The following is an 11,800-nucleotide window of genomic DNA, read 5'->3' as shown; positions in this document are numbered from 1 at the left end:
GGGCTTATTTTTTGAAATAAGCCCTAATACCTTCTTCATCCACTTTTATTTGCTGTTGCATTTCCTCTAAGGAATCAAAACGTTCGTCGTGACGCATAAATTGCATGAATTTTATCCGTATTGTCTTTGTATAAAGATCTTCTTTGAAATCTAATAGATTGACCTCTATTTTTCTATTCATCCCATCTACGGTCGGTCGGGTACCAATGTAGCACATCCCCTGAGCTGTGTTTTCTGGCTTAAGGGCATGATAGATTCCAGATTCAATAGAAGGTACCCTAGGGTATACTTCCACCTCGACAGCATATATTCCATAAGCTGGAATAAGTTTATGTGTTTCGTGGACATGAATATTGGCTGTTGGGAAGCCAATCTGTCTACCAATTTGGTCTCCTCGGATAACAGTCCCTGTCAGTTCAAACGGATAGCCTAAGTATTTGTTCGCTGTAAGAATATCACCTTTTATAAGTGATTCTCTTACGCGAGTTGACGAAACGGCGACATCGTCAATGTCTTGTTTGGGAATTTCTTGGACTTGAAAATCAAATATAGTAGAGAAATGAATAAGATCCTTAATAGAGCCTTTTCGATCTTTACCAAAATGATGGTCATATCCCAATATAATTGACTTTGTTCCCAATTTGTTGACCAAAACGCTTCTAATATATTCCTCTGCACTTTGGTTTGAAAAATCTCTCGTAAAAGGGGTGATGATAAGGTGATCGATTCCTGCAAGTGCTAACTGATGCGTTTTTTCTTCGATATCATTGATCAGCCGAAGTCCCTCATCATCAGGGTTGATAATGAGGCGAGGATGAGGGAAGAATGTTAAGAGGACAGATTCTCCATTAAGTTCCTTCGCACAGTTAACTAATTTTTTTAATATTTTTTGGTGACCTATGTGCACGCCATCAAATGTACCGATAGTGACTATGGCATTTTCTAGCGGAGCAAACTCGTCTAGGTTTCTATATATTTTCATTAGAAATTACAATCAACTTTTGTTTTCCATTCTGTCTTTTTGAGTACGAATGGCTTGTATTAATTCTTCTAGGTTCCAAGCTTTATCAACATGGAATTCTCCGCTCATCGTACGTCGCAATGACGAGAGATGAGCACCGTTATTTAATAGTTTTCCGAAATCATGAGCTATGGAACGAATGTAAGTCCCTTTTGAACACTTTATTCGAAAATGTACAATTGGAAAATCTATTTTTTCAATATCAAAGCCATGTATAAAAACTTTTCTTGCCTTTAACTCCACCTCTTCCCCTCGTCGCGCTTTTTCATAAACCCGTTCCCCATTTATCTTTAATGCAGAATGAGCAGGGGGAAATTGGTTGATTTCTCCTAAGAAAGATTTTGCGGTGCTTTTTATGGCCTCTTCTGTAATTCCAGAGACGTCAAATGTATTGTCGATTTCTGTTTCTAAGTCGTAAGATGGTGTAGTTGCTCCAAGCGTAATGGTTCCCGTGTATTCTTTGTCTTCTGCTTGAAACAAGTCTATTTTCTTAGTCAACTTGCCTGTGCAGACAATCAGTAGCCCCGTGGCTAGCGGGTCAAGAGTTCCTGCATGACCAACTTTCAACTTCAGTGGTTTCATCGTGTTCCTTAATTTCCCTACAACATCAAAGCTGGTCCAGGAAAGCGGTTTATCTACCAATAATAGTTCACCTTCGGCAAACGAAAAGTGCCTGTTCGAATCTTGCGTAACTTCCATTAAATAATTTGTAAACTATGTCCGCTAAGTAGCATAGCTATAATGATTCCGCCTACAATAATCCTGTACCAGCCAAAAGCCTTGAAACCATATTTCGTCAGAATATCTATGAAGGTTTTTATCGCAATGATGGCTACAATGAAACCAACCACATTACCAACGATCAATAGATTTATCTCTTGGCCTGAAAATGAGTGACCTTCTTTGAAGAACTTTAAAAGTTTGACCAAAGAAGCCCCTAGCATCATAGGAATCGCTAAAAAAAAAGAGAACTCAGCTGCAGCTTTTCTCGTTAGTCGTTGTGTCATGGCTCCGACAATCGTACTTGCGGAGCGAGACGTTCCTGGTATAAGTGCTAAACATTGATAACAGCCGATTATAAACGCTTGTTTAAAAGTGATCTTATCCGAATCTTCTACGGTAGGTTTATTGAACCATACATCCACAAATAACAATATGACTCCTCCTACGACCAACATGATCGCTACCGTAAGAGGACTTTCTAGTAATGAATCAATAAAATCATTGAGCAATAATCCCAGTATAGAAGCAGGTATTGCAGCTACAACCAATTTATAGTAGAAATCCATCGATTTGAAGAAACGTTTCCAATAGAGTACCAGTACCGATAGAATAGTTCCTAATTGTATGACGATGGTGAATAGTTTGACGAAAGGAGAGGGTTCTATACCCATTAGGGCTGATCCGATAATCATATGCCCTGTAGAGGATACCGGCAGGAATTCGGTAAGTCCTTCAAGAATGGCTAATATTATAGCCTCAAAATAACTCATAGCCTTTAGTTGTTTTTATTTTTCGGCTTATAAAGTATTGCAATGAAGCCTACAGCAAAACCTAAAACGATTACTAAAGGAGCCAAGGTGATTTTCGTAAAGCTATAAATATCCTCAGTGCCCATCATAAAGAAAAAACCAATAGCTACGATAACGATACTAGCAATGAAAAGCTGATAATTTATTTTTTGAAATACAAATAAGTTTGATTTCCTTTCATTGTTTATCAATGGATTTTTTTGTGACATTATCTTTCAATTTTTTGTTAAATGATGACTTATAGAATCTCGAAATTAGGCCCTAGCGATATAGACTGTGTGATTTGGCTTTTAGATACTTGGTAACGGCGAAATACGTACTTAATCCAGATATCAATATTCCTAAAATAACTACAATTAAAAATATAGCTCCAAATTCATACCAATTACGGAGAAAAACTAATTCCGGCACCTGTTTTTGAGCAAATTGTAGGGTGAAAATCAGTAATAAGATAGCAATAAGAGAACCTACTAAACCATGTACGATACCGTATAGAATATATGGTTTGCGTATAAAGTTCTTTGTAGCCCCGATTAACTGCATGCTTTTTATCAAGAATCGCTGCGAATATATAGCAAGCCGGATCGTGTTATTGATTAACGCGACAGCTATAACCAACAAGATGACAGCGAAAGCCAGCACTACTATAGAGATGATACGGATATTTTTATTTACCATATCGATGAGAGACTCTTGGTACACGACTTCTTTTACACGGCTATTTTTGACTAGTTTTTGTATAAAGGGTTGGATACTATCTGAATTAGCATATTGTTCTTTCAAATAAATATCGATAGAGGGCAAAAGGGGATTGTGTCCAAGGTATTCTACAAAATCTTCGCCTAAATCCTCCTTTAGGTTTTTTGCAGCAAGTTCTTTACTGACATATTCTGTACGTAATACATAATTGTCTTTCTCGATATCCTTTTGCAGGGATAGTACATCACCTTCATTTATGTTGTCATTGACAATGATGTTGAGGACGATGTTTTCTTTTACGTATTTAGAGAGATTTTTAGCATGAACCAATATTAAACCTAGAAGCCCAGTCATTAATAATACGAGAGCTATACTAATAACCGTTGAAATATATACAGATTTAGTTTTTTTACGAGGTGATCCTTGTTCTAATGCAGACATAAACCTTAATTTAATTTGATGCGAAAATAAAGAATTAAGATGATTTTAGGAATTATATAATGCAATAACCTTGTCAAGGTCTACATATTTAACATTTTTTATCGTCCTTTCCCTACTCATTGAAATCAATGAATAAGTCAACTAATATCCGAAATTATTACTGACAATAAAAAAGTTTTGTATTAAAAATGACTTAAAATCGCTATTTTCGCAACTCTTGTAAAATCTTTTTTTGTACAAAATGGAGTATAATCATAAATTAATAGAAAAGAAGTGGCAAGCATTTTGGGCAAAGAATGCTACTTTCAAAACATCTGAGTCAACGGAAAAGCCAAAGTACTATGTCTTAGACATGTTTCCTTATCCTTCAGGGGCTGGTCTGCATGTTGGACACCCACTAGGTTATATAGCCTCGGATATTTTTTCTCGATATAAACGTACTAAAGGTTTTAACGTGTTGCACCCTATGGGGTATGACTCATTTGGTCTACCTGCAGAGCAATACGCTATACAGACAGGGCAACATCCATCGATTACCACCGAAGCAAATATTAATCGTTACCGTCAGCAGATGGACAATATCGGATTCTCCTATGACTGGTCCCGAGAGATCCGTACATCAGAGCCCGATTACTATAAGTGGACGCAATGGATTTTCATGCAAGCCTTTAATGCGTGGTATGATAAGAAAGAAGATCGTGCTGTCCCGATTGAGCAATTAATAACTCGCTTCGAAAATACAGGTTCGCAAGGGATAGATGCGGAGTCGGATGAAGATATCGGCGTGTTTACTGCCGAAGACTGGCGAGCCTTCAGTGAAGAACAACAGCAGCAAGAACTTTTGAAATACAGATTGGCTTATCTTCGGGAGAGCACAGTTAATTGGTGTCCTGCTTTAGGAACTGTATTAGCTAATGATGAGGTGATCAACGGATTGTCCGAGAGAGGGGGATTTCCTGTTGAACAGAAGAAGATGATGCAGTGGTCAATGCGTATCACTGCCTATGCAGATCGTTTGCTCCGTGGATTGGATGTGATTGATTGGCCCGAACCATTGATCGAAATGCAACGCAATTGGATAGGTAAATCTGTTGGAGCGCTTGTCAAGTTTCCGGTACCACAGTTTGATACGGATATAGAAGTGTTTACGACTCGTGTAGATACTATTTTTGGCGTCAGTTTTATCGTGTTGGCACCAGAACATGACTTGGTAGCCTCCCTGACGACCGACGCGCAACGGGCAGAAGTCGAGAACTATATTCATAATACTTCTAAGAAGTCTGAATTGGATCGTATGGCTGATACCAAGACGGTGTCGGGAGCTTTTACCGGATCCTATGCCAAACATCCTATTACAGGAGAAGATGTACAGATTTGGATAGCAGATTACGTTTTGGCGGGGTACGGAACCGGAGCTGTTATGGCAGTTCCATCCGGAGATCAACGAGATTATCTGTTTGCTAAACACTTTAATCTCCCTATAGTTGCGATATCAGATAGTCAAAATATTGACGAAGCTGCTGATGCCAATAAGGATGGACGTTATATTAATTCCGGATTTATTAATGGTATGAGCTATGCTGAGGCCGTTGACGCATTAATAGCCAAACTAGGCGAGCTGGGATTAGGAAAGGCAAAAGTCAATTTCCGTATGCGCGATGCTATTTTTGGCCGTCAGCGTTATTGGGGAGAGCCTGTTCCGGTATTTTTTAAAAATGGATTGCCTTATCTTATCAAAGAAGAAGAGTTGCCTTTGTTGCTTCCTGAGGTGGATAAGTATCTGCCAACGGAGTCTGGTGAACCTCCTTTGGGAAGGGCTGAAGGTTGGAAATATCAAGACGAATACGAATACGAATTAAGTACCATGCCTGGCTGGGCGGGATCTTCTTGGTATTGGTTCCGTTATATGGACCCTCAGAATAGAGAAGATTTTGCCTCTAAAAAGGCGATAGATTATTGGAAGTCCGTTGATCTTTATATTGGAGGTTCTGAGCATGCTACAGGACATTTGCTGTATTCCCGTTTTTGGAATAAGATATTGAAGGATTTAGGCTATCATAATGAAGAGGAACCTTTCAAGAAGCTTATCAACCAGGGAATGATTCAAGGACGTTCGAGTTTTGTGTATCGTGTGTTGGATGAAGAGGGTAGAGGTACGAATACTTATGTGTCTTTAGGCTTGAAGGACGAATACAACACGATCCCGTTGCATGTAGATGTGAATATTGTGCATAACGATATGCTGAACACCGAAAAGTTTAAAGCTTCACGTCCAGATTTTGAACATGCGGAGTTCGTCTTGGAAGATGGGAAATACATCTGTGGGACAGAAGTAGAAAAGATGTCCAAATCTAAATTTAACGTTGTCAATCCCGATGATATCATTGGACAGTTCGGTGCTGATACACTACGGCTCTACGAAATGTTTCTGGGGCCGTTGGAGCAGGCCAAACCTTGGAATACAAATGGTATAGAAGGGGTTTATAAGTTCTTAAGGAAAGTATGGCGTCTTTTTCACGATGCAGAAGGCAATTTGAATATTTCTGATGAAAAACCTACAAAGGCGGAATATAAAGCACTACATAAAATAATCAAGAAGGTAGAAGATGATATAGAGCGTTTTTCTTTCAATACATCTGTATCCGCTTTTATGATTTGCGTCAACGAATTGACTGATCTTAGATGTAATAAACGGGAGATTCTTCAAGACCTGATTGTTGTGTTGTCGTCTTATGCACCACATATCACAGAAGAGCTGTGGACATTGTTGGGGAATGATGCCGGTTCTATTTCTTCTGCGGGTTATCCGGTGTTCGAACCTGCCTATCTAGTCGAGTCTGAGTTTGCATATCCCGTCTCTATCAATGGTAAGATGAAGATGAACTTGTCTTTAGCGTTGGATCTAGATCAGAAAACTGTCGAAGATATGGTGTTGGCTAATGCAGACGTATTGCGTTATATGGATGGAAAACCTCTGAAAAAGATGATTTTTGTCAAAGGTAAGATCATTAATATTGTTGTTTGATAAAATCATATTCAAAATACAAGCGGGGATACATCATCAAGTATTCCCGTTTTTTATATCCTTATATGGACTCCATGTCATTTTGTCTTTCTTTAAATAAGAGTTGCAGTTGTTTGGCTTGCTTGTTGATTATACTATCACAATAGAACACAAAATGAAAGAAAAAATATGATTAAAAAAAGAAAAGAGAAAAGTACCAGTTTACAGCGCAACCCGTTTATGTTTTATATAACTAATTGGGGGTTCGTAGAAAAACCTATCGAAACAGAACCTGAAAAAGCAAAAAAACGCTAATACTTAGGTAGATTTTATGACAGATTTTAAGATCACATGTAATGCTTTCTATATGAAGCATTTTTTTGTGCCGTATAATTACAAAAAAGGCCTGACTCTCATCAGACCTTCTTGTATTATTGAATAGGAGCAGGAGCTTCCTCTTCAAATAAAGGAAATTCCTTTATAATATTATACCAAGATATAATCTTTTTGATATCCGAAGTGTATACACGTGATTCATCGTGTCCAGGAGCTACGCTTCTGAAAAACTCTCTCAGCGTATCACCGTTAGATTTTGTGTCAGGGACATTGATTTCTTCAGCTTTGATTTTTTCAAGAACATCCAATAGCCGGATTTCTTCTTCTTCGCCGTAGATAGTGATGTCTTCAAGGGTTGCCATTTTTGTTGTATTTAGATTGACAACTGACTTAATTTTTGCACTATCTAAGGATTCTAAAATAAATCCCCCCTTGTTTTGCCCAATAAGTTTAAACAGACCAGGTTTACCTGTGACTGATACTAAAGCTCTTAAATTCATGTTATTGCTTTGTTGTTAACTAATCTTCTATTACTTCGATTGACAAAATACGGTCACCCTGACGTATATCATCTACGATGTCTACATTCTCTATTACTTTACCAAAGCAAGTGTGGTTGCGATCTAGATGAGCAGTGTTATTGCGACTGTGACAAATGAAAAATTGTGAACCACCTGTGTTACGGCCGGCATGCGCCATAGATAGTACACCTCGATCATGAAATTGATTCTCACCCGTTAATTCACAATCAATTTTATACCCAGGGCCTCCAGTACCCGGTGCTCCAGCAGCACCTTCTTTTGAGTTTGGACACCCTCCTTGGATAACAAAATCAGGGATTACGCGATGAAATGCTAATCCATCATAAAAGCCTGATTTAGCAAGTTTAACGAAATTTGCAACGGTATTAGGAGCGTCTTCTGTATAAAACTGTACAGTCATATCGCCTTTTTCTGTCTTGATAATTGCTTTACTCATTACTAAATAAATTTGTTTTCGAGGTACAAAGATAGGGTTTTTTAGCTAAAAATAAGTTGTGATGTTCTGTCGAAGCAAGTTAAAATTTGAGGACTAATTGTTTTTTATTAACTTTAAGAAAATCAATTATTTATCACATGTAGTTTATGAGCAAGCTTGTTATTCGTGAATGGGCGGAATCAGATCGCCCTAGAGAAAAATTATTGGAACAAGGGCGGCGTGCCCTGACCGATGCAGAATTATTGGCTATCTTAATTGGTTCAGGATCCCAAGGAGAGACTGCAGTCGAGCTTTGTAAGCGAATTTTGAGCGATTCGAAACATAGTCTAAGCCAACTGTCCAAGCGGGATGTCTATCAGCTATGTGAATATAAGGGGATTGGAGAAGCAAAAGCAATTTCTATCGTTGCAGCTCTCGAGTTAGGAAGAAGAAGAAAGGAAGAAGGAGCTCTAGAAAAACCATTACTCAATAGTAGTAAACGAGTATACGATTATTTTAAATCTTATTTGCAGGATTTACCACATGAAGAGTTTTGGGTGATCTATTTAAATACGGCTTGTAAAGTCTTACACGAACAGTTGATCGGCAGTGGTGGAAATGATTTTACACCAGTAGATATAAAGATGATATTGCGGCATGCCCTACAGAATAATTCCAGTTCCATTATTTTGGCTCATAACCATCCTTCTGGTACACTGCATCCAAGTAAAGCTGATCGGGACCTGACAAATAGGGTTTGTGATGCTGCTAAGATTATGGACATACGGGTGAATGACCATTTGATTTTTACGGATAGTGGTTATTATAGCTTTCGAGATGAAGGAGTTTTATAAGAAAGAGAGGCCTAATGCGTCTCTTTCTTAATGCTTAAAAGCTTAGATAAATTTAGCTACTTCTTGTGCTAAATCAATAATTTTATTAGAGTATCCCCATTCGTTGTCGTACCAAGATACAACTTTTGCAAAATTATCACTTAAGGATATGCCTGCTTTAGCGTCAAAGATAGAAGTCCGCGCATCCCCAAGGAAGTCGGTAGATACCACGTCATCTTCCGTGTATCCTAATATACCTTTTAGTTCACCTTCGGCAGCATCTTTCATCGCTGCTTTAATATCTTCATAAGAAGCACCTTTGTCTAGACGGACAGTAAGGTCTACTACCGATACATCAGCTGTAGGTACGCGGAAGGACATTCCTGTTAATTTTCCTTTAAGAGCGGGTAATACCAGACCTACTGCTTTTGCAGCGCCAGTAGAAGATGGGATAATGTTTTGGTATGCGCCACGACCGCCTCTCCAATCTTTAACAGATGGACCATCTACTGTTTTTTGAGTAGCTGTTACAGCGTGTACAGTAGTCATCAGTCCTTCTACAATACCAAATTTATCGTGTAGAACTTTTGCTATCGGCGCTAGACAGTTCGTTGTGCACGATGCATTCGATACAATATGTTGATTAGCTTGGAGCTCTTTGTGGTTTACACCCATCACAAAAGTCGGAGTATCATCTTTAGCAGGTGCTGACATGATTACTTTCTTTGCACCTGCATCAATATGTTTTTGTGCTGTTTCTTGCGTTAAGAATAAACCTGTTGATTCAATGATGACTTCTGCTCCCACCTCATTCCATTTTAGGTTTGCAGGATCCTTTTCTGCAGTAACCCGGATGGTTTTACCATTAACCACTAAATTGCCATCTTTTACTTCTACAGTTCCATCAAATCTGCCGTGTGTAGAGTCGTATTTTAGCATGTATGCCATATAATCAGGTTCGACCAAGTCGTTGATTCCGACGATCTCGATATCTTTTCGATTGACTGCTGCTCTAAATGCTAAACGACCGATACGGCCAAATCCATTAATTCCAATTTTCATTTTTTTTAATTTTTATTTATGTAGTATTTCGTTAAATTCTGAATAGGTTCTTTCACGATGCTTTGAATTCCGAGGTGATACTCATTTCCCAACTCCATTAACCACTCTTTATAGTTATAGGCAACCGAACCTGTTAGGCATATTGGAGAGTCAGGATAGTTGTCTGCTAATGGAATAAGGTAAGTTTTGATGTACAAGTCCAATCCTTTCTTAACGAGTGAAGCCATGTAGGGATCGTTCTTATTCTCTAAGATAAAGTCTGCAAATGAGGTAAGAAATATGTTTGGGTTGGGAGAATTGTATATTTTTTCTAAAATCACTTTTCGGTCAATATTATGTTTCTCTAAAAACTTCTCTCTAAAACCATTTGGCATAGCTTGCGTCAAAAAATCTTTGAGTACCTGTTTGCTGAGCCAGTTGGTAGAACCTTCATCCGCTAGGATATAACCTAGACCGTAATTATTCTCCACAATCTTTTTACCGGTAAAGTAGGCTGCGTTGGAGCCCGATCCAATGATGCCAACTATACCCTTTTCATCCCCAAATGTAGCGATAGCTGAAGCGTCTAGGTCATGAGAAGCTTTGACTCGCGCATTTTTGAAAAAAGAAGAAAAAACCCGAACAATCTTTTCCTGACGGTCTTTTGATGATGCTCCTGCTCCAAAGAAAAAAATCTTCCTTACCTTTTCAGCATTATAAAGTAAGTCTGTGTTTTTGTTTAAGAGTTGGTTGATGAAATTTTCATCCTGGATGTAAGAGTTTATTCCTGCGGTTCGGAAACCATGTAAAACTTTTCCTTTATCGGCCAATCGCCAATCTGCATATCTTGATCCAGTGAAAATTATTAAAATCATGTCTCTCTATTTGTTCATTATGTTTGCAATTGCCAACAACTCTTCGTCTAGTTTGAATTCTTTCTTGCTTAAGGCTTCTTCTAAAGGAGTAGTTACGATTGATGTGCCTCTTAATCCCACAGTAGCCCTAGAATTGCCAGCCATTAGTTCTTTTACAGCTTTAAAGCCCATTCGGGTAGCCAGTACTCGATCGAAACTACTAGGTGAGCCTCCGCGTTGTAGATGCCCTAATATACTAACTTTTATATCAAGATGGTCAAATTTCTCTTTCACAATTTTAGCAACGTTATAGGCGCCTCCATTTTGGTCACCTTCTGCTATGATAACGATCATTGAGCTCTTCTCTCGACTTTCCGCTAAAGCAAGCTCATCAAAAAGCTCTGTTACACCACTATCGACTTCGGGCATAAGTATCGCCTCGGCACCTCCACCGACTCCTGCATTTAACGCAATACAACCTGAATCTCGCCCCATTACTTCGACAAAGAAAACTCTACTGTGCGATGAAGCGGTGTCCCGTATTTTATCTATTGCTTCAATGACGGTATTGTTGGCGGTATCGTATCCCAATGTGTAATCCGAACCGTAGAGGTCATTATCGATTGTTCCAGGGATGCACATCACAGGAATCTCAAATTCTTTAGAGAAGAGATCTGCTCCTGTAAAAGTACCATCGCCGCCTATGGCGACCAATGCATCTATGCCATGTGCTTTAATATTTTCATATGCTTTTTGGCGTCCTTCCTTTGTTTTGAATTCTAAACATCTAGCAGATTTCAAAATCGTGCCACCATGTTGAATAATAGAACTTACAGAACGTCTGTTCATATTCACAAAATCGGCATCAATCATTCCCTGGTAACCTCTGTAGATCCCGGTAACTTGTATGTTCTCGTATATTGCGGTTCTTACTACAGCTCGGATCGCTGCGTTCATCCCTGGCGCATCACCACCTGAAGTAAATACACCAATGTTTGTTATTTTTTTCAAATCAAACTAATTTTAGGCAATACGAATATAGTGTGTATTTTCTACACTATTAAATTTTTGACCATCTTTTT

The 11,800-nt window shown here is 38.6% G+C and carries 12 protein-coding genes; 2 read left to right on the top strand and 10 right to left on the bottom strand.

All coding sequences use genetic code 11. From position 1 onward, the window contains the following. Positions 1-4 precede the first annotated feature (4 nt). Genes JKG61_RS07165 through JKG61_RS07145 form a run of 5 tightly spaced genes read right to left on the bottom strand, consistent with a single transcriptional unit; the run spans position 5 to position 3,693 of the window. Positions 5-982, bottom strand: coding sequence for a bifunctional riboflavin kinase/FAD synthetase (locus JKG61_RS07165; protein ID WP_202102282.1), 978 nt, complete (start codon positions 980-982; stop codon positions 5-7). 12 nt (positions 983-994) lie between these two features. Then, positions 995-1,720, bottom strand: coding sequence for a tRNA pseudouridine(55) synthase TruB (gene truB / locus JKG61_RS07160; RefSeq protein WP_202102281.1), 726 nt, complete (start codon positions 1,718-1,720; stop codon positions 995-997). Further along, a complete protein-coding gene (locus JKG61_RS07155; protein ID WP_202102280.1) occupies positions 1,720-2,514 on the bottom strand; it encodes an undecaprenyl-diphosphate phosphatase in 795 nt (264 codons plus the stop codon). Before JKG61_RS07155 ends, truB begins: the two co-directional genes overlap by 1 nt. Positions 2,515-2,519: 5 nt before the next feature. Beyond that, positions 2,520-2,762, bottom strand: a complete 243-nt coding sequence (locus JKG61_RS07150) for a DUF3098 domain-containing protein (RefSeq protein ID WP_202102279.1) — start codon at positions 2,760-2,762, stop codon at positions 2,520-2,522. Between the two features lie 52 nt (positions 2,763-2,814). After that, on the bottom strand, positions 2,815-3,693 hold the full coding sequence (locus tag JKG61_RS07145; RefSeq protein ID WP_202102278.1) for a cell division protein FtsX: 879 nt from the start codon (positions 3,691-3,693) through the stop codon (positions 2,815-2,817). Between the two features lie 241 nt (positions 3,694-3,934). On the opposite strand from JKG61_RS07145, the gene leuS reads away from it, so the two are divergent. Further along, a complete protein-coding gene (gene leuS, locus JKG61_RS07140; RefSeq protein WP_202102277.1) occupies positions 3,935-6,718 on the top strand; it encodes a leucine--tRNA ligase in 2,784 nt (927 codons plus the stop codon). Between the two features lie 410 nt (positions 6,719-7,128). On the opposite strand, the gene JKG61_RS07135 is transcribed toward leuS, so the two are convergent. Next, complete coding sequence (locus tag JKG61_RS07135) at positions 7,129-7,533, bottom strand: DUF5606 family protein (RefSeq protein WP_021070166.1); 405 nt, start codon at positions 7,531-7,533, stop codon at positions 7,129-7,131. Positions 7,534-7,552: 19 nt separating this feature from the next. Then, complete coding sequence (locus JKG61_RS07130) at positions 7,553-8,011, bottom strand: peptidylprolyl isomerase (protein ID WP_202102276.1); 459 nt, start codon at positions 8,009-8,011, stop codon at positions 7,553-7,555. 146 nt (positions 8,012-8,157) lie between these two features. On the opposite strand from JKG61_RS07130, the gene radC reads away from it, so the two are divergent. Continuing rightward, on the top strand, positions 8,158-8,844 hold the full coding sequence (radC, locus tag JKG61_RS07125; RefSeq protein WP_202102275.1) for a RadC family protein: 687 nt from the start codon (positions 8,158-8,160) through the stop codon (positions 8,842-8,844). A 42-nt stretch (positions 8,845-8,886) separates the two neighbouring features. Here the strand turns inward: radC and gap are convergent, their stop codons facing one another. From gap to pfkA, 3 genes are read right to left on the bottom strand one after another with little or no spacing between them, the layout of a single operon-like run. After that, complete coding sequence (gene gap / locus JKG61_RS07120; RefSeq protein WP_202102274.1) at positions 8,887-9,885, bottom strand: type I glyceraldehyde-3-phosphate dehydrogenase; 999 nt, start codon at positions 9,883-9,885, stop codon at positions 8,887-8,889. A gap of 5 nt (positions 9,886-9,890) precedes the next feature. Continuing rightward, entirely contained in the window at positions 9,891-10,739 is an 849-nt protein-coding gene (locus JKG61_RS07115; RefSeq protein WP_202102273.1) for a hypothetical protein, read from the bottom strand. Between the two features lie 6 nt (positions 10,740-10,745). Beyond that, positions 10,746-11,729, bottom strand: a complete 984-nt coding sequence (gene pfkA / locus JKG61_RS07110) for a 6-phosphofructokinase (RefSeq protein WP_202102272.1) — start codon at positions 11,727-11,729, stop codon at positions 10,746-10,748. Between the last annotated feature and the right edge of the window lie 71 nt (positions 11,730-11,800).

The sequence above is a fragment of the Sphingobacterium faecale genome, from assembly GCF_016746095.1.
Classification (GTDB): domain Bacteria; phylum Bacteroidota; class Bacteroidia; order Sphingobacteriales; family Sphingobacteriaceae; genus Sphingobacterium; species Sphingobacterium faecale.
This window is presented reverse-complemented; position numbering and strand designations above follow the sequence as displayed.